We start from the raw sequence: 21271 nt of genomic DNA on the forward strand, positions 1-21271 counted from the left end.
CCCTGCCAGGCGGCACCATGACCGATTCCATCAGTCACGCGCAAATGCTTTCCACCATGCGCAAGCAGCGCTTCCAGGATTTCATGTTCCACAAGGTGACGATGCTGTTCGCCCTGTCGGTGCTGATCGTCCTGGTCGGCATCATCATTTCGCTGATCATGGAATCGATACCGGCCTTCAAGACCTTCGGCCTGCATTTCATCGTGTCCGCGGAATGGGACCCCGTCAATGATCAGTACGGCGCCCTGATCCCCATCATCGGCACCCTGGTGACGTCCGTCATCGCCTTGCTGATCGCCTTTCCCGTCAGCTTCGGCATCGCCCTGTTCCTCACGGAAATCTGCCCGGCCTGGCTGCGCCGCCCGCTGGGCACGGCTGTCGAGCTGCTGGCCGGCGTGCCATCGATCATCTACGGCATCTGGGGCCTGTTCGTCTTCGCGCCCCTGTTCGCCGACCACGTCCAGCCCCTGCTGAAAGCCACGCTGGGCAACGTGCCCGTCATCGGCCAGCTGTTCAGCGGCCCCATGATGGGCATCGGCCTGCTGACGGCCGGCCTGGTGCTGGCCATCATGATCATCCCCTTCATCGCTTCCGTGATGCGCGATGTGTTCGAAATCGTCCCTGCCGTGCTGAAGGAATCCGCCTACGGTCTGGGCTGCACGCGCTGGGAAGTGGTGCGCAAGATCGTCTTGCCATACACCAAGACCGGCGTCGTCGGCGGCGTCATGCTGGGCCTTGGCCGCGCGCTGGGCGAGACCATGGCCGTGACCTTCGTCATCGGCAACGCGAATAAACTGTCGTGGTCGCTGTTTGCCGCCGGTAACAGCATCACCTCGCTGCTGGCGAACGAATTCGGCGAAGCGCAATCGGCGTTGCACGTATCGTCGCTGTTCTCGCTGGCCCTGATCCTGTTTGTCATCACCTTTATCGTCTTATCCGCCGCCAAGCTGATGCTGGCTGGCATGTCCCGCAAGGAAGGCACGAAATGAGCCAACTCAGCCAAGTTAGCACCCTCGACGTTCCGGCCAAGCCGGCCATGAACCCCGTCTACCGCAAGCGCCTGCTGATGCACCGCGTCGGCATCGCCCTGTCGGTGGCCGCCATGGCCCTGGGCCTGGCCGTGCTCGTGTGGATTTTGTTCACGCTGGTGATCAAGGGTTTCGGCGCGCTGTCCGTCGATCTGTTCACGCAAACGACGCCGGCTCCCGGCAGCGAAGGCGGCGGCCTGATCAATGCCATCGTCGGCAGCGCCCTGATGGTGGGCCTGGCCACCGTCGTCAGCACCCCGATCGGCATCCTGGCCGGCATCTACCTGGCGGAATACGGCGAAGAAAACAAGCTGGCGCAAGTGACGCGTTTCGTCACCGACATCATGCTGTCGGCGCCATCGATCGTCATCGGCCTGTTCGTGTATGCGCTGTACGTGGCGCACGTGAAACACTTCTCCGGTTACGCCGGTGCCATCGCCTTGTCCCTGATCGCCGTGCCCGTGGTGGTGCGCACGACGGACAATATGCTGCGCCTGGTGCCGAACAGCCTGCTGGAAGCGGCATTTGCCCTCGGTGCGCCGCGCTGGAAGGTCGCCACCCTGGTGCGCTTGCGCGCTGTAAAAGCTGGCGTCATCACCGGCGTACTGCTGGCCCTGGCCCGCATCGCCGGCGAAACGGCGCCGCTGCTGTTCACGGCCCTGAATAACCAGTTCCAAAGCTTTAACATGAATGCGCCGATGGCCAACTTGCCGTCCGTCATCGCATCGTTTGCAATGAGCCCGTACGACAACTGGCGCTCGCTGGCCTGGGGCGGCGCACTGCTGATCACCTTCAGCGTGCTGGCCCTGAATATCCTGTCGCGCACCGTGTTCAGCCAAAAAGTCCCACATTAAACAGATACCGAGCGAAGCGAACCCATATGAATACGCAAATGAATCCAGCCCAAGACTTGGCGCCAAAGAAAAAAACCATCGAGATTTCGGGCCTGAACTTTTTTTACGGCAAAACGCAAAGCTTGCATAACGTCAACCTGGACATTCACGAGAAGAAGGTCACGGCCTTCATCGGCCCGTCCGGTTGCGGCAAGTCGACCCTGCTGCGCACCCTGAACCGCATGTACGACCTGTATCCGGGCCAGCGCGCGGAAGGCTCCATCCTGTACCGCGGCCGCAACGTGCTCGACGCCGACCAGGACGTCAACATGCTGCGCGCCAAGGTCGGCATGGTGTTCCAGAAGCCCACGCCGTTCCCCATGTCCGTCTACGACAACATCGCCTTCGGCGTGCGCCTGTATGAAGACCTGTCGAAGGGCGAAATGGATGAGCGCGTCGAGTGGGCCCTGAAGAAGGCCGCGCTGTGGGGCGAAGTCAAGGACAAGCTGACGAAAAGCGGCCTGTCGCTGTCGGGCGGCCAGCAGCAGCGCCTGTGCATTGCGCGCGGCGTGGCCGTGAAACCGGACGTCTTGCTGCTCGATGAGCCGACCTCGGCGCTGGACCCGATCTCGACCTCGAAGGTGGAAGAGCTGATCAGCGAACTGAAACAGGATTACACGATCGCCATCGTGACGCACAATATGCAGCAGGCGGCGCGCTGCTCCGACTACACGGCGTATATGTATCTGGGCGAGCTGGTGGAATTCGGCGAAACGGACCAGATTTTCATGAATCCGGCCCGCAAGGAAACGCAGGATTACATCACGGGCCGCTTCGGCTGATCCGCCCAGAATAACGATATACAAGACTACTGAATACGGAGAGACAGCATGATAGGCGAACATTCATCCAAGCAATACGACAACGAACTCGAAGCGATCCGCTCGAAAGTGCTCCTGATGGGCGGCATCGTTGAAACCCAGTTCCTCGACGCGATGACATGCTTTCGCATCGGCAACCCGGAACGCGCCGACCGCGTGATGCGCGAAGACGACGTCGTCAACCAGCTGGAAGTGTCGCTGGACGATGCCTGCAGCCATTTGATCGTGCGCCGCCAGCCGGCCGCCAACGACTTGCGCACCATCATGGCCACTATCAAGGTGATTACCGACCTCGAGCGCGTAGGCGACGAGGCGACCAAAATCGCCCGCGTGGCGAAGAACTTGCACAAGCGGGGCAACGCCGTCGTCAACCATTACGAGATGGTGCGCGGCATCGCCAACACGGCCACCGACATGCTGCACGACGCGCTGGACGCCTTCGCGCGCAACGATGGCAAGCAGGCATTACAATTAATTGCACAAGACGCCATCATCGACCATGAGTTTCGGTCTATCATGCGCAACCTGATTACCTTTATGATGGAAGACCCGCGCACGATTTCGGCGGCGCTCGATACCCTGTGGGTGGCCAAGGCCATCGAACGGATCGGCGACCATGCGAAAAACATCGCCGAATACGTGATTTACGTGGTTGAAGGCAAGGACATCCGCCACACCAAGGTGGCTGCTCCCGCCATTTCCGAGGAGCTCCCTGAGTAAGCTTTATGGCATCTGATAAAACCACGGTATTGATTGTTGAAGATGAGCCGGCCATCGTTGAACTGGTGACCTATTCGCTGCGCGAATCCGGCTGGAATTGCTGTTCCGTACAAAACGTCGCCGATGCCTGGGAATTCATCCAGCACCGCACGCCGCATCTGATCCTGCTGGACTGGATGCTGCCGGACCAGACGGGTTTGCGCCTGCTGTCGCGCATCCGCGCCGACCGCAATTTCGCCGCCATCCCCGTCATCATGCTCACCGCCAAGAGCATGGAAGAAGACAAGCTGGCCGGACTGAACAGCGGGGCCGACGATTACGTCACCAAGCCGTTCTCGCCGCGCGAGCTGCTGGCCCGCGCCAAAGCGCTGTTGCGACGCAAGAGTCCGGAACACGCGCAGGCGCCCATGCGCGCCGGCAACGTGGCCCTGGACCCCGTCAGCTGCACCGTCATGATGGATGAACAGAAGATCGATATCGGCCATGCCGAATACAAGCTGCTGAAATTCCTGCTGGCCCATCCGGAGCGCGTGTTTTCGCGCAGCCAGCTGCTCGACAAGGTGTGGGGCGACCATGTGGTGATCGAGGAACGCACGGTCGATGTCCACGTATTGCGCTTGCGCAAAGCCTTGAAAGAGGCGGAAAGCCTGATCAAGACGGTGCGCAGCGTCGGCTACATGTTGTCTGAAAAGTAAAGCCTCACTCTATGAATCCGAAATTGCTGTTCTGGGTACCGGCCGCCCTGCGCATGGTGCTGGCGCTGCTGGGCGTGGCCGTCGTCTGGTATCTGTTCGGCGCCACGTATGCGCTGGGCATCGCCTTCGTGCTGATGGCCATGATGGTGTTCGTGCAGCTGTCGTATCTTTTCCAGCTGAGTAACTGGCTGGACAATCCGCAAAGCGCCAAGCTGCCCGACGGCTGGGGCGCCTGGACCAGCATCTTCGCGCGCCTGTACCGCATGCGCCGCGATGACGAGAAAAACCAGGCCGAGCTGACGGAATGGCTGGCGCGTTTCCGCCAGGCCATGCATCTGTTGCCCGACGGCGTAGTCATCATGGATGACGTGCTGTTCCTCGAATGGTGCAATCCTGCCGCCGAGAAACACCTGGGCCTCACGCACGAGCGCGACAAGGGCATGCGCGTGACGAATTTGATCCGCAGCCCCGAGTTCATGGATTACATCATCCTGGGCCGCTACGACCAGCCGCTGACGATTACCTTCCGCAACCGCAAGCTGATCGTGCAAATCATCCCGTTCGAGAACCGCCGCCAGATCCTCGTCACGCACGATGTGACGGAGACGGAACGCATCGAAATGATGCGCCGCGACTTCATCGCCAACGCTTCGCACGAATTGCGCACGCCGCTGACGGTCATCGTCGGCTTCCTGGAAATCGCTTCCGCCGAGCTGGACCTCGATGCCGCCACGCGCGCCGCCCACCTCAAGCTGATGACGGAGCAGGGCCACCGCATGCAGCATCTGATCGAGGACATGCTGACCCTGTCGCGCCTGGAATCGGTCGACTATCCGCTGCGCCCCGAGCCCGTGGACATCAAAAAGCTCATGCAGCAAGTCTTGCGCGACGCCAAGGGCTTGTCGGCCGGCAAGCATGAAGTGACCATGGAATGCGACGGCCCCGACGTGTTGGGCAGCTACGATGAACTGTACAGCGCCTTCGGCAACCTGGCCTCGAACGCCGTGCGCTACACGCCGGCCGGCGGCACCATCACCCTGCGCTGGCAGGATGGCCCGGCCGGACCGCAATTCATCGCGCAAGACACAGGCATCGGCATCAGCCAGGAACATATTTCGCGCCTGACGGAACGTTTCTACCGCGTCGACAAGAGCCGCTCGCGCGAAACGCAGGGCACGGGCCTGGGCCTGGCCATCGTCAAGCACGTGCTGCTGCGCCACGGCGGTACCCTGGCCATCCAGTCCGTGGCCGACAAGGGCAGCAGTTTTATCGTCAGCATGCCCAAATCCGTCGTCACGCCGCTGCAGGGCGAGTTGCTGGTCAAGTAGGCCGGGGAGGGGAGCATCCCCTGCCTGTTTCCCGTGCGACTAGTGCAAAGTTGGCATAAGTCGTTACAATCTGGCTATGACTTTAATCAACGCCTCTTTTCGCCAAGCCGGCGCGCAGCAACTGGCCCAGTCGCTGCTGGCCGCGCGCCAGGACACCCTTTCCCTGTTTGACTGTTACGTCACTGCCGGCCTGGACGTGGTGGCGGGCCTGCCCCGTCATCCGCGCCTCAATCCGCCTTTATGGCAACTGGCGCAGATCGCCTGGTTTGCCGAGTGGTTCATCCTGCGCGAAGCGGCGTCCAGCCATCCGGCCGATGCCATTTATAACTCCCTGCTGACACGCGGCGACGACTTGTTCGACGCCAACATGGTGCAGCAGCGCGCGCGCTGGACGCTGGAACTGCCCAGTCCTGGCGCCGTCAAAACGTATTGCCACGAAGTACTCGACAGGGTCCTCGATAAACTGTCGCGCGAAGCCAATGTCGACAGCGCCCTGGCGCCGTACCGGCTGGCCCTGGCCCATGAAGACTTGTGTGGCGAGGAAATGCTGGCCGGTCTGCAATGGCTGGGCCTGGAAGCACCCGAATCCCTGGCCGCCAGCCCGGCCTTGCCGCCCGGAGCGGGCCAGATCGCTCTCCCTGGCGGTACCATCGCACTGGGTTCGCCGCGCGGTGCCGGATTTGCCTTCGACAATGAATCGCCGCCCCACAGCTGCTACGTGGCGCCGTTTTCCATCGATGCCTGCGCCGTATCCAATGCCCAGTTTGCCGATTTTGTCGCCGATGGCGGTTACCAGAACCGCCAGTTCTGGAGCGCGGCCGGCAGCGCCTGGCTGATGCGGCAGGAGCGCTCGTCGCCGCTGTACTGGCTGCGCGAAGCGACGCAGTGGCGCACCATGCGTTTCGGGCAGCGCACGACCTTGCCGCCGAACGAAGCCGTGCGCCACATCAACCTGTATGAAGCGCAGGCCTACTGCGCCTGGGCCGGGCGCCGCCTGGCGACCGAAGCGGAATGGGAGTATGCTGCGCTGTCCGGCCACCCGCGCTTTCACTGGGGCCAGGTGTGGGAGTGGACGGCGACGCCGTTCGAGCCGTATCCGGGCTTTGCGGTGGATGCCTGGCGCGAATATTCGGCGCCGTATTTCATGCAGCACCAGGTACTGCGCGGCGCCTCCTTCGCCACGCCGCCGCGCCTGCATTCGGCCCGCATGCGCGCCTTCCATGCGCCCGAACGGGGCGACATCTTTGCCGGCTTGCGCACCTGCGCCTGGTAGCGCGCCGAGAACAGACATCATTTCAGGATACCCTTGAGTACAGATAACGCCCCGCAGTTCATTCCCAAACGCATCACGCCCACGCCGGAGCAGGTCGCCATCCAGACGGCGCAAAAGAAAGTGGTCTTGATCGACGCCAATGCCGGCGCGGCCAAGACGACGACCCTGGCCCTGCGCCTGGCCGAGGCCCTGCACCGGGGCCGCGCGCCCGAACGCATGCTGGCCCTCGTCTTCACGGAAGCGGCGCGCGTGGCCCTGCGCCAGCGCCTGCTGGAAGTGGGCGTGCCGCTGGGCGTCGTCAAGCGCCTGACGATCGACACCTTCGACGCCTTTGCCGCCAAGGTGCTGTTGCAGCTGGAAAACATGCAGGTGGCCTCCATGCGCAGCGATGAAGAGCTGCGCCCCGTGGCCTGGGAAGCGCTGGAAGTGGTCTCCGAGAAATACGCTCACCGCTATCCGCTGGAAATCAACACGACGAATGGCGCCATCGCCGAATTCCTGAAACTGCAATTGCGCACCAAGGCGCGCCTGGATTTCCAGAATCCCGACTTCGAGAGCAATTCCCTGGACGACAACCTGGAAATGCTGGGCATGTCGCGCACGCATTATCTGTGGCTGCGCGAATATGAAGGCTTGCGCGGCGCCGACACGGGCGATATCCAGTTCCGCGCGCCCTTCGACGCCACCTACGACCTCGTGCGCATGCTCGACGGCGACGAACCGTTGCGCCAGCAATTGCCCGCGTTCCAGATCATCGTGGCCGATGAATTGCACGACCTGAACGAGGCGTCGTTCCGCCTGCTGACCATGCTGATACGCCGCGGCAACGCCTTTTTCTGCGGCGCCGGCGACAAGGATCAAGTGATCTACACGTGGTCGGGCGCTGACCACCGCTTCCTGCGCCAGCGCTTCGAGCAGGAATTTCCCGCCTTGCAGCGCCTGCCGCTGACGGCGTCCTACCGCTACGGCCCGCAACTGGCGCAGGCCGTGGGCGTGCTGAAAAACAAGCCCAGCGTGTCGGCCCTGTCGCGCGCCACCCACATTGAACTGCTCGAGTATGACCATGCGCAGCCGCAAGCGTGCAGCGCCCAGCTGATCGCCGCGCTCGAACACGCACATGCGGGCACGACAGCCATCTTGCTGCGCGACCGCGACCAGGCGATCCGCGTGGAAACGGCCCTGTTCCAGAGCGGCATCGCGTATGGCCTGGTGGACATGAACAGTTATCTGCTGAGCCTGGAAGTGCTGATGCTGCGCGGCATGGTCGCCATCGCCCGCAAGGATTTGCACGCGATCAAGAGCGGCCCGCGCCGCGGCGAAATCCTCGAAGCCCTGGTGGCCTTCGCGGAAATCCCTTTTACACGCGCGGAATTGCAGCAAGCCAAGGCCGACGTGGCCAATTACCCTGACTTGCTGGAAGGCTTCTTGACGAACCAGCTGGCCAAGTCGCAGAACCAGGACAAGGCGGCGCTGACCCTGGCCGCCGTCGACTACCTGCGCGCGCTGCCCCCCGACGCCCTGGCCGGCGACGCGCTGCAGCACATCTTTGGCCTGATGCAGCTGGAACAGACGGCGCGCCGCATCTATGTCGACCCTGCCCAGGCGCGGGTCGTCGCCCGTTCCCTGCATGGCTTTATCGCCGTGTGCCGCGAAGCGGGCGTGGCGCTGGGCGGCTTCGCCGGCTGGCTGGGCGAGATGGAAGACGCCGTGACGGTCTCGACTGGCAAGGCCAAGCTGGTCATCGCCTGCATCGACCAGATCAAGGGCCTCGAATACAACCACGTGATCCTGCCTTACCTGGCCGTCGACGAATTCCCGCGCAGCAAGACTGATCCGCTGGAAGAAGAGAACCGTTTTTATGTGGCCGCCACGCGCGCACGCGACAGGCTCAGCTTGCTGACGCCGGAAGACCCCGCCTACCGGAGCCGCTACATCGCCGCCCTGCAGCTGAAAAACAAGACTGTTGCGTCCAAGGCATAAATCTTTTGCCGCGCGGCCGCTTTTTGCGAAAGACGAAAGCGGGCATACTTTGTTGCTGTGATTGATTGCAATCTGAACCAACAAAGGAGTAATGATGCGAGTATTCTTGACAGGTGCGGCAGGTTTCATCGGCAGTTCCATCGCGGCGGGCCTCGTGCGGGCCGGCCATCAGGTCACGGGCCTCGTGCGCAAGCCGGAGCAGGTGGCCGAGCTGGCCACTATCGGCGTGCAGGGTATCGTCGGTACCTTGAACGACCGCGAGCTGATCATCGAGCAAGCGAAGGCGGCGGACGCCGTCATCAATGCGGCCAGCAGCGACCACCGAGGCGCCGTGGAAGCGATTATTGAAGCGCTGGCCGGCAGCAACAAGCCTTTCCTCCACACCAGCGGCTCGTCCATTGTGGGCGACGCGTCGGGCGGCGAGGGCACGGAACAGATCTATTATGAAGACAAGCTGCCGGCGCCCACGGCCGACAAGGCGGCACGGGTCGCCATCGATGAGCTGGTGCTGGCCAGCGCAAACAAGGGCGTGCGCGCCAGCGTGTTGTGCAACACCTTGATCTACGGCCACGGCGCCTTGCCGCGCGACAGCGTGCAGCTGCCCCGTTTGCTCAAGCAGGCGCGCAAGAGCGGCATCGTGCGCCACGTGGGGCCGGGCCGCAACATCTGGTCCAACGTGCATATCGACGATGTCGTCAGCCTGTATTTGCTGGCGCTGGAAAAATCCCCGGCCGGCACCTTTTACTTTGTCGAGTCGGGCGAAGCGGCTTTCCGCGACATGACGGCCGCCATCGCCCATGCACTGGACCTGGGCCCCGCGCAGGACTGGCCGCTGCCCGAGGCGATTGCCGAATGGGGCTACGAGATGGCCTCGTACGGCCTCGGTTCCAACAGCCGCGTGCGCGGGGAACTGTCGCGCAAGCTGCTGGGCTGGCAGCCGCAGGGGCCGTCCGTGCTGGCATGGATCGGGAACGACATGCTGCGTTCGCCGCACGCCACGGCTGCTTGATGCAGCTCAGCAAATCCGCATCTGTGTGCGCTAGCGAACGGTGCTTTAGTCCGATCGGGAGTATGATGCCTTTGCTTGGTTGAGACGCACTGCCGTGAAGTTGGCGGCATGTTCGATCTTCCAGCAGGTCAGCCGGTCGCCTCAAGGATCGGCACCAGATTTCTGCCCGCGTTTGCGCCCTGCGCCGCGCGGCTATGCACTGCAACTCCAGGTCGCGGTGTGAACTGCGAATCCCTTCAAGGCCGGCCCTAGCCGGTCTTTTTTTTGCCTGTCGTTCCGCCGTTGCGCCATTCACCGCCACCTGTCCGCCATTCGCCGAAGCGCTGTTTTCGCGCAGCCGAAATCCGCGTATCTTTACGATCAATTCACTTCAAGGGGCGACCGTGAAACCTGAACCAGCGTACTACCGCCGTACCCAGCTGTTGTGGGGCGTGTTGCTGATCGCCATCGGCGCCGTGATCCTGCTGGACCGGCTCGATGTGATCCATCTTCATGATTACTATGCACTATGGCATTATTGGCCGCTGATACTGGTCGTCTTCGGCCTCAACAAGCTGGTCGCGCCCGTGTCCGCCAAGCAGGTATTGAGCGGCTTGTGGCTGATCTTCTTCGCCGCCTGGTGGTATGTGTCGTATGAAGAACTGTGGAACTTGAATTTCTACAATAGCTGGCCAGCCTTGCTGATCGCCTGGGGCGTGGGCCTCGTGCTGGAGCCGCTGTTGAACAAACATTTTATTGCCTATCGGGAGTCCGAGCATGAAAAATAGACCGCCGCTGCACTCGCCATCGCAGATCGTGCTGGGCGTCATCGTCATCGTCCTGGGGCTGCTGTTCCTGCTCGATAACCTCGGCTTCATCAATGTGCGCTACACCTTCCGTTTCTGGCCCACCATCCTGATCATTTTCGGCTTGCTGAAAATATCGCAAAGCCATAACCGCTCCGGCTACATCCTCGGCGGCGTGATGGTCTTGCTGGGCCTGAGCTGGACCCTGAAAGCCATGGGCTTGTTTTATATTAACTGGAGCATGCTGTGGCCGCTGCTCATCATCGCCGCCGGCGTGGCCGTGGTGTCGAAATCCTTGCCTGGCGCACAGCAGCGGCAGCGCCGCCGGCATTTTGCCGCGCCGCCCGAGGCTGGCGCAGCGCCCGACGCCTTCGGCCAGGCCAGGAATGGCGCCGTGTCGCTCGACAAGGAACCCGCCGATGCCACTGCGGCGCCTGGCACGGGCGGCCAGGCCGACGACGACAGCATCATCGAAGTGACGGCCATCCTCGGCGGCTACGTGCGGCGCGTGTCGTCGCAGCGCTTCAGGGGCGGCGATATCAACGTCATCATGGCCGGCTGCGAAATCGACTTGCGCCAGGCATCGATCGACGGCGAAGCCGTGCTCAACGTGTTTGCCCTGTGCGGCGGCGTCACCATCAAAATTCCGCCCGACTGGAGCGTCGTGCTGCAAGGCACGCCCATCCTTGGCGGCTTCGAAGAAAAGACCATCGTGCCGCCAAACCAGAACAAGCGCCTGTACGTGACGGGTTACGCCATCATGGGCGGCCTGGAAATCCGCAACTAGGCGCGCATGTCCGGACCCTTGTCGAAGCGGCGCGGCGCCGTGGTGGTGTTCCTGGTGTGCATCGCGCTGGGCCTGGCCCTGGCCTCCCTCCTGGCCAGGGTGGCGCACGCGCCTTGGCTCAATGCCGTCCTGCTGGTGGTGCCCGCCACGCTCGTGTATGCGATCGGTTCGGGCTTTTCCGCGTTTTACCTGTGCCGCGCCTATCCCTTGCACGCGCGCCATCCGCTCGCCATTGCCGGCGTGATGGGCGTGGCGGCCCTGTTCGCGGGCTTGCTGTGGGCAACCCTGCTGCAATTTCTGAACAGCGTCAGCCTGTTGCCGGATGTGCGCTGGCTGGGCGTGGACCTGACGCAGTCGCTGCTGGCCCTGTTCTTCGGCCTGGGCGCGCTGCTGTATTGTCTGGCCGCCGCCGTGCATTATCTGCTGCTCGAATTCGTGCGCGCCAGCATGGCCGAGCAGCGGGGCCTGGAAGCGCAGCTGATGGCGCAGGAAGCGCAACTGCGCATGCTGCGCACGCAAATCGATCCGCATTTCCTGTTCAACAGCCTGAACTCCATCAGCGCCCTGACGTCTATCGATGCGGCGGGCGCGCGCCAGATGACGGTGCAGCTGGCCAGTTTCTTTCGCCAGAGCCTGAGCCTGGAAGCGCACAAGCACATTACCGTGCAAGAGGAGCTGGTGCTGATCCGCCACTTTCTCGCCATCGAGCAAGTGCGCTTCGGCGAACGCCTGCAAGTGGCGGAAAGCATCGACACTGCCGCGCTGGCCTGTTTGCTGCCGCCCATGCTGATACAGCCGCTGGTGGAAAATGCCGTCAAGCACGGCATCTGCGGCTTGACGGAGGGCGGCCTGATCGCCATCGAAGTCCGGCGCGCGGGCAGCCTGTTGCAGATTGCCGTGCGCAATCCTGTTGATGCGTATCAGGGGCCAGCGCGCGGCAATGGCGTGGGCCTGGAAAATGTACGCCAGCGCCTGGCCGGCGCGTATGGCCACAAGGCCGGCGTGCACTGGACGCGGCACGGCGCGACGTTTGAAGTAACCTTATCGATGCCTGCGCAGACCGGCGGCACGGAGGAAGCATGATGCAGGCAAGAATGCGGGTGGCCATCGTCGATGATGAATTACTGGCGCGCAGCGTGCTGCGCGAATACCTGGCGCGCCACGACGATATCGACATCGTGGCCGAGTGCGCCAACGGCTTCGACGCCGTCAAGGCCATCGCGGAACTGGAACCGGAACTGGTGTTCCTCGACATCCAGATGCCGCGCCTGGACGGTTTCGAAGTGGCCGAGCTGATCGGCGCGAAGACTAAGCTGATCTTTGTCACGGCCTACGACCAGTACGCCTTGAAGGCGTTCGAATGCCATGCGCTCGATTACCTGCTGAAACCGTTCAGCGAACAGCGCTTCGACCAGGCGCTGGCCCATGCGCGCGCCAACCGCAGCACGCCGGACACTGTGCAAATGGTGGCGCGCGAGGCGGCCACGCGCGCCGCGCCCCTGGATCGCGTGCTGATACGCGACGGCGCCAAGGTCCACGTCATCGCCAGTGCCCGGATCGATTACATCGAGGCGCAGGACGACTACATCAGCATCCGTTCCGAGGGCAAGTCCTACCTGAAAAGCCAACGTTTATCGGAGCTGGAAACCCAGCTCGATCCCGCCAAGTTCCTGCGCGTACACCGCTCGTACCTGCTCAATATCGACGGCATCCGCCGCATCGAGGCGGCCACCAAGGACAGCCACGTGGCCATCTTGCGCGACGAGACGAGGATACCCGTGAGCAAGGCGGGGTATCAGAAACTCAGATTACTGGTGGGCTAGCATTTTCTATGGCATAGATGCTTAATCATCTATGCGTGATATCATCAGGAGATGATAATTGAATGCGCCGAAGACTTGGCCGGTCACGTTTCACGATGACTTCGATGCGGAATTCGATGCTCTGCCGATAGATGTCCAGGATGAATTGCTGGCGAGTGCCGATGCGCTGTCGAAGCTGGGGCCGGCTGCCGGGCGTCCTCATGTCGGGACGTTGAAGCATCCTAAACACCCGAACATGAAAGAGCTGCGTTTCAAGGGCAATAACGGGGCAGAGGTGTGGCGTGCGGTCTTTGCTTTCGATACCCGGCGAGAGGCGGTGATTCTGGTTGCGGCAGCCAAGCAGGGTATCGGCGAGGACAGGTTTGACAGGGATTTGTTGTTCAAGGCAAATGCGCGCTACGAGCAACACCTCAAAAACCTGACCACGGCGACAGCAAGGCAGGGCAAAGGCAGGAGATGATTTCAGGAACAGGAGCTAGCCATGGGAAGAAATCTGAATGACGTGATCCACAGTTTGCCGGCCGAGCGTCAGGCAAAAATTGCGGCTCTGTCCCAGGAGAAAATGCAGGAAATGATAGCGCATGCTGCCACGCTGACGGATTTCCGCAAGGCCGTGGGCAAGACCCAGGCGGAGGTTGCCAGGGAACTGGGGATTCAACAGCATGCCGTTTCCCAACTGGAAAAGCGTACCGATACCTATGTCTCGACCTTGCGCCGCTTCCTGCAATCGCTGGGCATGACATTGGAATTGTCGGTCGTTGCGAAAAACGGTGTTCGTATCGAACTGCAGAATTTTCTGCGTAGCCAGGAAGTTGATGCCGATGTCCATGACAGCGCACTTGCTGCATCTGCGACGCCCCCAGGAAAGCGGAAGGCCAGTGTGCCGCGCAAGCGGGCTGGCAACACCTGAAGAGATTAACCGCGTGCTATCCGCCAGCCGGTTGCACATCCCACCACGTGGGCAAGAGCTGGCGGATTTCCGGGCGTGAAAAACGGTCGTCGATCAGGTACACGACGCCCTTGTCCGACTGGGTGCGGATGACCCTGCCGGCCGCCTGCACCACCTTCTGCATGCCCGGATACAGATACGTGTAGTCGTAGCCGGCGCCGAAGATGTCGCCCATGCGCTGGCGGATCTGCTCGTTGACGGGATTGATCTGCGGCAAACCCAGGGTGGCGATAAAGGCGCCGATCAGCCGGGCACCGGGCAAGTCGATGCCTTCGCCGAACGCGCCGCCGAGCACGGCAAAGCCGATGCCGCGTGTTTCCAGGCCGAAGCGGCCCAGAAATTGCGCGCGGGCACCGTCATCCATGCGGCGCGGCTGCTGCCAGATGGGCACGTCCGGGTAGTGCTGGGCGAACAGGGTGGCCGTCTTTTCCATGTAATCGAAGCTGCTGAAGAAGGCCAGGTAGTTGCCCGGCGTTTCTGCGTATTGCTTCGCTATCAATTGCACGATGGGCAGCAGCGAAGCGGCGCGGTGCTGGTAGCGCGTGGAAATGGTATCGGCCACGCGCACGGACAGTTGTTCCGCCTGGAATGGCGATTCCACGTCGACCCAGGCCGTGTCGGCCGGCATGCCCAGGGTATCGCTGTAGTAATTCCACGGGCTCAGGGTGGCGGAAAACAGGGCCGTGCTGTGGCTGGCCGCGAAGCGCTCTTTCAAGAACGGTGCCGGCACGATGTTGCGGATGCAGACGGTGGAACCCGTCTCCGTCTTGCTGACGTCGAACAGCGAATGCTCGCCAAAGCTTTCCGCCAGGCGGTTGATCAGCAGCACGTCGAAATAGAAGCGCTGCAAGTCTTCATCGAGCGCGGTAGCATGCTCGGCCATGTAGTCGCCGATGGCCGTGGCCACGCCTTGCAGGGCGCCAAAGAATTTGTCGGGCAAGGCGGCATGCACGTGGTAATCGCCATCCTGCTCCTTGAGCAGGGCCGTCCACTGGCGCGAGAGGCGGTCCAGCGGCTTTTTCAGCCCTTCGGGCGCGAACTTGCGCAGCATTTTCAGGTCGATCTGCGCCAGTTCGGCCGAATACATGCTGCGCGCGCGCGACACCATATTGTGCGCCTCGTCAACCAGCACATTGACTTTCCAGTCGTGGGCCAGGGTCATGCCGTACAGCATGGCACTGAGATCGAAATAATAATTGTAGTCGCCGATGACGACGTCGCTCCAGCGTGCCAGTTCCATGCCCAGGTAATACGGGCAAATACCCTGCTGCAAGGCGACGGCGCGCACGGCTTCCTTGTCGAGGATCAAACCGCTGGCCAGCGCCACCTCGCGCGCCAGCGGCAGGCGGTCGTAAAAACCCTTGGCCAGCGGACACGATTCGCCGTGACAAGCCTTGTCGGGATGTTCGCAGGCACTGCTCTTGGCGCTCAGTTCCAGCACGCGCAAGGGCAGCAGCGGCGCGCTCTCCTTGAGGATGGCGCAGGCGTCGAGCGCCATCTGGCGGCCCGGCACCTTGGCAGCGAGGAAAAACAGTTTGTCGAGGCCATGCGCGGCCGTCGCTTTCAACATGGGGAACAGGCTGCCCACCGTCTTGCCGATACCGGTCGGCGCCTGCGCCAGCAAACCGCAGCCGCGGCTGCTGGCCTTGTACATGGCTTCGGCCAGCTGGCGCTGTCCCGGGCGGAAGTCCGCGTGGGGAAAGGCCATGGCCGTGAGCTGCGCGTCGCGGCTGGCGCGGTGCGCCATTTCCTGCTCGGCCCAGTCGAGGAACAGCGCGCAATGCTGCTCGAAGAACAGGCGCAGTGCCTCGGCCGTGCATTCCTCGTGCATGACGGTTTCCTTCTGGCTGGCGATGTCGAAATACACGAGTGCCACGCGCAGCATGGGCAGGTTCAGCTGCTGGCACAGCAAGTGGCCGTAGATGCGCGCTTGCGCCCAGTGCAGCTGGCGGTGGTTGGCGGGCATCGTGTCCAGTTCGCCCCGGTAGGTCTTGATTTCTTCCAGCTGCCGCCGCGCCGGGTCGTAGCCATCGGCGCGGCCCCGCACGTGCAGGGGGCCGAAGTCGCCGCACAGGCTGATTTCGCGCTGGTAATCGTCGTCGCGCCGGCCCGTGACGGTGGCGTGGCCGGCCATGCCTTCCTGCGCCGTGGGCGAGGGCGTGAAACGCAGGTCCAGGTCGCCCACCTTGGCCGTGAATTCGCACAGGGCGCGCACGGCGATCATGTACCTCCTGGCGCTCATGCCGCCGCCTGCCATTGCAGATAGCACACGCTGACGGGCATGGCGTGCTGGGCGCAATACGCGATCCAGCGCAGCTGGTTGTCTTGCAGGCGGTCGCCCGGACCCTTGACTTCGATCATGCGATAGCGCCGTTCCGCCGGCCAGAACTGGATCAGATCAGGCAAGCCGCTGCGGTTGCTTTTGATATCGAGCAAGATGCGCTCGAACGCCTTCTTCAGGTGCGCGGCGGGCATGCAGGCCAGCGCCAGGTCCAGCAAGCCGTCGTCCAGCGCCTCCCAGCTGACGAAGGGCGAGACGACGCCGTGCTTCGCGGCAAAGGTGGCGCGGATGGCGGCGTGGTAGCTGCCGTCGTCCAGTTGCGCCAGGCAGGCGGCGAAGTCAATGCTGCGGCGCTGGTAAAAATCGGCGCTGTGCAAGTCGGCCGGGCCACGGTGGAACGGGTGGAAGAAGGCACCCGGCATGGCCTTGAAGATGGCGGGCCAGCACAGCAGGCCGAACAGCGAGTTGATCAGGGTATTTTCCACGTAGTACACGGGGGCCTCGTCCTGCATCAGGTGCTGCCGCACCACGCCTTCCACGTAGTACGCCTCGCTTGGATACGGCAGCAGCAGGTCGATGCGCTCGACGCTGGCGGGGGCGCTGGCCGCCTGCTTCGCATGGCCCAGCTTGCGCCGCAAGCGGGGGGCCATGCGCAGCAGCAATTGTTGTTCCGCCTCGCTTTCCGGCGCCGCCAGGGCAATCATCAGGCGTTCATAGGCCGCTTGCGGCTGCTCGTCTTTTTCCAGCACGCGGATGGCGCGGCCCCGGGCGCCCGGATAGCGGCAATCGGCATAGGCGCGGTAGGCGGCCGGCCAGTCCTGGCATTTTTCCAGGTGCTGGGCGATCTGGAAACGCAGCTTGTCGCGCCGGCTGGCCAGCCAGGTATTGTCTTCTGGCAATGGCAGCGCCGCCAGTTCCTGCAGCACTTCGTCCGCCGGTGCGCTGTCGTTGTAGCGTTCCCGGCACTGGTGCAGCACTTCATAGTGCTCGATATCCTGGCGCGTGCGAAAACCGCGCGACTCGGGCGAGAATTCCACTTTTTCATACTGGTATACGCCCAGGTCGGACAGCACGAATTCCGACCAGTCCTGATGATAGTTGCCAAAGTAAATCAGGCGCAGGCGGTCGCACAGGGGCTGCAAACCGATGCGGTACAGCACGTCGCTGCAGGCCGGATGCCAGGCGGAAAACGGTCTGTGTTCCCCATGCTGTTCGCGCAAGACCTCCAGCTGCTCGGCCTTGCGCGCCGCCTTCAGGGACGGGGCGAGATCGAAAGCCTGGGCGATTTCCGCTTTCAGCAGCAAGTCGAACAGCTCGTCGAGCGCAATGACGGGATCGGCTTCCACCCATGCCAGGGCCAGCAAGGGCAGGGCGGCCGCGCGCGTGTCGCCGATTTCCGGATACTTGAGCTTACTGGCGCGAAACAGGCAGCCTTTGCGCATGACGAGGCGCACGAACAGGGCGCGCGATGGCTGCGGCAGTGCGCCGAAGGCGGCGATGAAGCGCGTTTCTTCAGGGCTCAGCAGATCGGCGTAACGGGCGCTGATCCAGCTCAGCACGTCCTGGAAATTATCCAGATAGTACAGGGGATTTTCCAGGACTCTCAACATGGGGATGGCAATAGGGCAAGATGCAAGATGATCGGTTTTACTGTGTTTATATACAGTTTAAACCTTCAGCCGCCGCTTGCCCAGCGATTTTATGCTCAGCCAGCCGCGCTGTAGGCAAAACAGGTATCAAACTTTTCGTAGGGAATCAGTTCGGCGCGCAGGCGGGCCAGTTCGATGTCGGTCAGCAAGCCCCGGTGCGCCTGCTTGCGTCCTTTCGGCAACGCCACCTCGTAATCGAGGATGTCCCTGGCCAGCAAGGTTTGCAGCACGTCCGCTTGCCGCGCCGTCAGGTAGCGCGCATGCGTGCCCAGGGTGTTGGCCAGCTGTTCCCTGAATGCCTCGTCGCTGACCTCGTTATAGGTATCCTGATCCGCCATGCTGTTCAACAACATGTGGAACACGAAATCCTGCAGGTTTTTCGCCAGGTACTGCGCTTCATTCTGGTCATGCCACAGCAGCACGACGGGCATGTCGCCGTCCTGCTGGCCGGAGGCGAAAAAGCAGTAGTGGTCGCCCGCGCCCGTTTGCGCGAACGGGATGAAGCGGAAGGCGGGATCAATCTGCCGGTAATCGTCCGCGTCGCGCAAGGTGTCCGCCTCTTCGGCCACGGCCTTGATGTTGAGCAATTCGAAATCATCGGCATGCAACAGCAGGGTAGGGCGCTCCGTCAAGGTGGGATAGACCAGCTTGTACCAGTCGGGCCCGTATTCGCCCACGGCCAGCATGCCGTCGCGCTCGAGCTGCCGGTACAGCGCAGGATAGATAAAGCCGTGTTTGCTTTCCATTTCTGACAGCGTCATGTTTGTCCTGTTCAACGTGGGTCATGGCGGCATGATAGCCGAGGCGATGCCTGGCACGCTTCACGGCGGCAAGGATGAGCATGATTAATAGATATTTCAGTTTGCTTGTGTGGCATGGTCAACGTATGCTTGCCAGACTAAAATTCGCTGAGCCCGCATGAAAAACATCATCCTGATTTCCGCCGCCTGTTTGCTGGCGCTGCTGTCGACCATCGGCGCCTCCTTGCCATACCCGATCCTGCCGCCCCTGTTCGCGGCCGAGGCGCCGAATGCCTTCAACAATTTCCTCGGCTTGCCGTCCAAATTGCTGTTCGGACTGGCGCTGACCATCAACCCACTCGGTTTGCTGATCGGCTCGGCCCTGCTGGGGCCCCTGTCGGACCGCTACGGCCGCCGCCCCTTGCTGATGCGCACGGCCGTGGGCGCCGCCATCGGCCATGCCATCACGGCTTGGGCGCTGGTGATCCAGTCCTATCCGCTGTTCATCGTCGCCCGTTTCATCACGGGTTTGCTGGAGGGTAATGGCGCCGTGGCGCGCGCCATGCTGGCGGACCAGCTGACGGGAGCGCTGCGCCTGCGCGCCATGTCGTGGCTGAACGGCGCGTTTTACCTGGGCTGGCTGGTGGGCCCGATCCTGGCGGGCGCGACCCTGCATTGGGGCGTGACGGTGCCGTTCTGGATCGCCGCCGCCGCGCTGATGCTCGTCGCCGTGCTGGTGGCCGTCGGCTTGCCGCGCGAAACGCCCTCGCTATTGACGACGTCGTGGTGGCAAGTGGCGCGCGACCGCCATTCGCTCAATTTGCTGCGCCATGAGGAGCTGCGCACCCTGTTCATCGTGCAACTGGCGTTCACCTGCGGCGTGGCCAGTTTTTATGAGTTCTATCCGCTGTGGCTGGTCGAGACGGCCCATTATCATGCGCAGGAGATTGCCTGGGTGAATGTGGGCCTGTGCGGCACGATGACGGTCACGTCCTTGCTGGCGGGCGGTCCCAGCCGCCATGCGCCGCTGCTGCGCGCCTGCTGGTATGCCTGCGGCGTGGCGCTGGCCGTGGGGATTTTGGCGATGGGCAATATCTGGGTGGGCATCGCCGCCATCGTGCTGTTTGGCATTCCGAATGCGCTGTACAACACGGTGATACAGGGCTGGTGCGCCGAGCGCTTCAGTGCGCACGGACAGGGCGCCGTGATGGGCTTGCTGGCCACCACCTTTTGCATCGCCAACATCGTCGTGGCCCTCAGCGGCTCCGTGCTGACCCTGATCGACACCCGCCTGATCCTCGTCGCGGGCGCCTTGTCCGCCGCCTGGGCCGCATGGCGCATGGCGGCCTGGCGCCGCCAGCTGGCCGGAACCGTCGAGGCGAAGGCTCGCCAGGATTTCTGCAGCTAGGCTCAGGCTATTTCTGGGGTGTGGGAGGGGGGGCGAATACCGGACCCTGCCGGTGAATTCTTGTAGGTCGGGTAGGTCGGATTAGCGCGCAAGCGCGTAATCCGACATCACCATGAGCGCCAGCAGTGCGTCGGATTACGCGCGGCCTTGCCGCGCTAATCCGACCTACGGCTTACTTTTTAGCAGCCTTCGGTTTGGCCGCCGGCGCCGCTTTTTCAGCCGCAGCCTGGGCGCCGGCCGTCGCTTTTTCCGTGGCCTGCGCCACTTGCGCGCTGGCCTTGGCGATCTGCTCTTCCACGGTCTTCACGGCCTGTTTCGTGGCCTTGGTCACTTGTTCGTAGCCGAGGAAGGCGTTGTCGATGGCGGCCTTGACGATGGCGACGGCGTTTTCCGAGCCTGGCGGCACGTTTTTCGTGACGTCGTAGATCAGGGCGCTCAGATTGCTTTTCGCTTCGGCCACATGGGCTTCGGCGGCCGTGGTGAATTCCGTGTGGATTTCCTTGATGATGTCGTCGAGTTGCTGTTTATACGCTTTTGCACCGGCCACGCCCGGCTGCAGCTGGGCGGCGGCGGCGGCCATGGCGGCCTTCGGATCCTTGGCCTGGCTGATTTCCTTGCCGGCGGCAAGGCCATCCTCGATGCCGGACTTGGCGGTGGCCATGTTCAGCGCCAGCACCTGTTCCACGCCTTGCACGGCCTTGGAAGTAAGGGTATTGAAGGTCATCAGCTGGAATTCAAACAGGGCCTTGGTGGCCGATGCGAATTGTTCGGGATTCGTAAACATGTGGTCTCCTCGGTTTGAATAGATACGTTCTTATCGTTCCATACTCTTTCGACGCCGCATTGCCATCGCTTGATCTCAAGCCGGTGCCCCGTGTGGTCATGGCCCCATTATTTAACAAGCGCCGGTTTTTCGCAACGGCTATCTTTGTACGGTCCCGAGGCCAGTTCCCAGCCAAATCCGAGGGTGGACTGGGCGCACGACAGGGTGCCGTCGATCTTGCTGCGCCATTTGTACCAGGGAGCCGGTCCGGCCGTGGCGTACGCGCAGGCGGCCAGCAGGGCCGTGGCGATCAGGTATTTCATAAGTACTCCGAAAGAA

21 protein-coding genes are annotated in these 21271 nt (G+C 62.5%); 16 read left to right on the forward strand and 5 right to left on the reverse strand.

What is annotated here, in order from left to right; translation table 11 throughout:
• Window positions 1-17 precede the first annotated feature (17 nt).
• The 15 genes from pstC to JAB4_RS11730 all read left to right on the forward strand — a co-directional run bounded on the left by pstC (window position 18) and on the right by JAB4_RS11730 (window position 14052).
• Window positions 18-989: a phosphate ABC transporter permease subunit PstC gene (pstC, locus tag JAB4_RS11660; RefSeq protein WP_227742171.1), complete on the forward strand. Its 972-nt coding sequence runs from the start codon at window positions 18-20 to the stop codon at window positions 987-989.
• Window positions 986-1882 (forward strand): phosphate ABC transporter permease PstA, encoded by an 897-nt coding sequence (gene pstA, locus JAB4_RS11665; protein ID WP_070218049.1) that lies wholly within the window; start codon window positions 986-988, stop codon window positions 1880-1882. The genes pstC and pstA overlap by 4 nt, the downstream gene beginning before the upstream one ends.
• 26 nt (window positions 1883-1908) lie before the next feature.
• Window positions 1909-2703 (forward strand): phosphate ABC transporter ATP-binding protein PstB, encoded by a 795-nt coding sequence (gene pstB / locus JAB4_RS11670; protein ID WP_034755069.1) that lies wholly within the window; start codon window positions 1909-1911, stop codon window positions 2701-2703.
• Window positions 2704-2751: 48 nt separating this feature from the next.
• Complete coding sequence (gene phoU / locus JAB4_RS11675) at window positions 2752-3462, forward strand: phosphate signaling complex protein PhoU (protein WP_070218051.1); 711 nt, start codon at window positions 2752-2754, stop codon at window positions 3460-3462.
• A gap of 5 nt (window positions 3463-3467) precedes the next feature.
• The gene (locus JAB4_RS11680; RefSeq protein WP_034755074.1) at window positions 3468-4157 is read left to right on the forward strand and encodes a response regulator; all 690 of its coding nucleotides are present in this window, start codon (window positions 3468-3470) and stop codon (window positions 4155-4157) included.
• A gap of 11 nt (window positions 4158-4168) precedes the next feature.
• Complete coding sequence (gene phoR, locus JAB4_RS11685) at window positions 4169-5485, forward strand: phosphate regulon sensor histidine kinase PhoR (RefSeq protein WP_070218053.1); 1317 nt, start codon at window positions 4169-4171, stop codon at window positions 5483-5485.
• A 76-nt stretch (window positions 5486-5561) separates the two neighbouring features.
• The gene (gene senA / locus JAB4_RS11690; protein ID WP_227742142.1) at window positions 5562-6758 is read left to right on the forward strand and encodes a selenoneine synthase SenA; all 1197 of its coding nucleotides are present in this window, start codon (window positions 5562-5564) and stop codon (window positions 6756-6758) included.
• 33 nt (window positions 6759-6791) lie between these two features.
• Window positions 6792-8738: an ATP-dependent helicase gene (locus JAB4_RS11695; protein WP_070218055.1), complete on the forward strand. Its 1947-nt coding sequence runs from the start codon at window positions 6792-6794 to the stop codon at window positions 8736-8738.
• A 94-nt stretch (window positions 8739-8832) separates the two neighbouring features.
• Window positions 8833-9747, forward strand: coding sequence for an NAD-dependent epimerase/dehydratase family protein (locus JAB4_RS11700; RefSeq protein WP_070218082.1), 915 nt, complete (start codon window positions 8833-8835; stop codon window positions 9745-9747).
• A gap of 383 nt (window positions 9748-10130) precedes the next feature.
• Window positions 10131-10514 (forward strand): DUF5668 domain-containing protein, encoded by a 384-nt coding sequence (locus tag JAB4_RS11705; protein ID WP_070218057.1) that lies wholly within the window; start codon window positions 10131-10133, stop codon window positions 10512-10514.
• Window positions 10504-11319, forward strand: a complete 816-nt coding sequence (locus JAB4_RS11710) for a DUF5668 domain-containing protein (RefSeq protein WP_070218059.1) — start codon at window positions 10504-10506, stop codon at window positions 11317-11319. Before JAB4_RS11705 ends, JAB4_RS11710 begins: the two co-directional genes overlap by 11 nt.
• A 6-nt stretch (window positions 11320-11325) precedes the next feature.
• Window positions 11326-12402 carry a histidine kinase gene (locus tag JAB4_RS11715; protein ID WP_070218061.1) on the forward strand — a complete coding sequence of 359 codons (1077 nt, stop codon included), beginning with the start codon at window positions 11326-11328 and terminating at the stop codon, window positions 12400-12402.
• An 11-nt stretch (window positions 12403-12413) separates the two neighbouring features.
• The gene (locus JAB4_RS11720; RefSeq protein ID WP_070218062.1) at window positions 12414-13142 is read left to right on the forward strand and encodes a LytTR family DNA-binding domain-containing protein; all 729 of its coding nucleotides are present in this window, start codon (window positions 12414-12416) and stop codon (window positions 13140-13142) included.
• A gap of 58 nt (window positions 13143-13200) precedes the next feature.
• On the forward strand, window positions 13201-13602 hold the full coding sequence (locus tag JAB4_RS11725) for a type II toxin-antitoxin system RelE/ParE family toxin (RefSeq protein WP_070218063.1): 402 nt from the start codon (window positions 13201-13203) through the stop codon (window positions 13600-13602).
• Between the two features lie 21 nt (window positions 13603-13623).
• Window positions 13624-14052, forward strand: a complete 429-nt coding sequence (locus tag JAB4_RS11730; protein WP_070218064.1) for an XRE family transcriptional regulator — start codon at window positions 13624-13626, stop codon at window positions 14050-14052.
• Between the two features lie 16 nt (window positions 14053-14068).
• On the opposite strand, the gene JAB4_RS11735 is transcribed toward JAB4_RS11730, so the two are convergent.
• The 3 genes from JAB4_RS11735 to JAB4_RS11745 form a co-directional block, all read right to left on the reverse strand.
• Window positions 14069-16333, reverse strand: coding sequence for an ATP-dependent DNA helicase (locus tag JAB4_RS11735; protein WP_070218083.1), 2265 nt, complete (start codon window positions 16331-16333; stop codon window positions 14069-14071).
• Window positions 16330-17982, reverse strand: a complete 1653-nt coding sequence (locus JAB4_RS11740) for a VRR-NUC domain-containing protein (RefSeq protein ID WP_070218066.1) — start codon at window positions 17980-17982, stop codon at window positions 16330-16332. The genes JAB4_RS11735 and JAB4_RS11740 overlap by 4 nt, the downstream gene beginning before the upstream one ends.
• 95 nt (window positions 17983-18077) lie before the next feature.
• Window positions 18078-18782, reverse strand: a complete 705-nt coding sequence (locus tag JAB4_RS11745; RefSeq protein WP_070218068.1) for an SMI1/KNR4 family protein — start codon at window positions 18780-18782, stop codon at window positions 18078-18080.
• Between the two features lie 157 nt (window positions 18783-18939).
• Here JAB4_RS11745 and JAB4_RS11750 point away from each other — a divergent pair, with 157 nt between their 5' ends.
• On the forward strand, window positions 18940-20169 hold the full coding sequence (locus tag JAB4_RS11750; RefSeq protein WP_070218070.1) for an MFS transporter: 1230 nt from the start codon (window positions 18940-18942) through the stop codon (window positions 20167-20169).
• Window positions 20170-20341: 172 nt separating this feature from the next.
• On the opposite strand, the gene phaP is transcribed toward JAB4_RS11750, so the two are convergent.
• Together phaP and JAB4_RS11760 are read right to left on the reverse strand one after the other, a co-directional pair.
• On the reverse strand, window positions 20342-20953 hold the full coding sequence (gene phaP / locus JAB4_RS11755) for a TIGR01841 family phasin (RefSeq protein WP_070218072.1): 612 nt from the start codon (window positions 20951-20953) through the stop codon (window positions 20342-20344).
• Window positions 20954-21060: 107 nt separating this feature from the next.
• Window positions 21061-21255 carry a hypothetical protein gene (locus tag JAB4_RS11760; RefSeq protein ID WP_070218074.1) on the reverse strand — a complete coding sequence of 65 codons (195 nt, stop codon included), beginning with the start codon at window positions 21253-21255 and terminating at the stop codon, window positions 21061-21063.
• Window positions 21256-21271: the final 16 nt, after the last annotated feature.

This window comes from Janthinobacterium sp. HH102 (genome assembly GCF_001758625.2).
In the GTDB taxonomy this organism is placed as follows: Bacteria; Pseudomonadota; Gammaproteobacteria; order Burkholderiales; family Burkholderiaceae_D; genus Janthinobacterium.

Excerpts from the sequence above, each read along its gene's own strand:
- pstC (WP_227742171.1), top strand. The coding sequence starts at position 18 with ATGACCGATTCCATCAGTCACGCGCAAATGCTTTCCACCATGCGCAAG.
- pstA (WP_070218049.1), top strand. The coding sequence starts at position 986 with ATGAGCCAACTCAGCCAAGTTAGCACCCTCGACGTTCCGGCCAAGCCG.
- pstB (WP_034755069.1), top strand. The coding sequence starts at position 1,909 with ATGAATACGCAAATGAATCCAGCCCAAGACTTGGCGCCAAAGAAAAAA.
- phoU (WP_070218051.1), top strand. The coding sequence starts at position 2,752 with ATGATAGGCGAACATTCATCCAAGCAATACGACAACGAACTCGAAGCG.
- JAB4_RS11680 (WP_034755074.1), top strand. The coding sequence starts at position 3,468 with ATGGCATCTGATAAAACCACGGTATTGATTGTTGAAGATGAGCCGGCC.
- phoR (WP_070218053.1), top strand. The coding sequence starts at position 4,169 with ATGAATCCGAAATTGCTGTTCTGGGTACCGGCCGCCCTGCGCATGGTG.
- senA (WP_227742142.1), top strand. The coding sequence starts at position 5,562 with ATGACTTTAATCAACGCCTCTTTTCGCCAAGCCGGCGCGCAGCAACTG.
- JAB4_RS11700 (WP_070218082.1), top strand. The coding sequence starts at position 8,833 with ATGCGAGTATTCTTGACAGGTGCGGCAGGTTTCATCGGCAGTTCCATC.
- JAB4_RS11710 (WP_070218059.1), top strand. The coding sequence starts at position 10,504 with ATGAAAAATAGACCGCCGCTGCACTCGCCATCGCAGATCGTGCTGGGC.
- JAB4_RS11715 (WP_070218061.1), top strand. The coding sequence starts at position 11,326 with ATGTCCGGACCCTTGTCGAAGCGGCGCGGCGCCGTGGTGGTGTTCCTG.
- JAB4_RS11720 (WP_070218062.1), top strand. The coding sequence starts at position 12,414 with ATGCGGGTGGCCATCGTCGATGATGAATTACTGGCGCGCAGCGTGCTG.
- JAB4_RS11730 (WP_070218064.1), top strand. The coding sequence starts at position 13,624 with ATGGGAAGAAATCTGAATGACGTGATCCACAGTTTGCCGGCCGAGCGT.
- JAB4_RS11735 (WP_070218083.1), bottom strand. The coding sequence starts at position 16,333 with ATGAGCGCCAGGAGGTACATGATCGCCGTGCGCGCCCTGTGCGAATTC.
- JAB4_RS11740 (WP_070218066.1), bottom strand. The coding sequence starts at position 17,982 with ATGTTGAGAGTCCTGGAAAATCCCCTGTACTATCTGGATAATTTCCAG.
- JAB4_RS11745 (WP_070218068.1), bottom strand. The coding sequence starts at position 18,782 with ATGACGCTGTCAGAAATGGAAAGCAAACACGGCTTTATCTATCCTGCG.
- JAB4_RS11750 (WP_070218070.1), top strand. The coding sequence starts at position 18,940 with ATGAAAAACATCATCCTGATTTCCGCCGCCTGTTTGCTGGCGCTGCTG.
- phaP (WP_070218072.1), bottom strand. The coding sequence starts at position 20,953 with ATGTTTACGAATCCCGAACAATTCGCATCGGCCACCAAGGCCCTGTTT.
- JAB4_RS11760 (WP_070218074.1), bottom strand. The coding sequence starts at position 21,255 with ATGAAATACCTGATCGCCACGGCCCTGCTGGCCGCCTGCGCGTACGCC.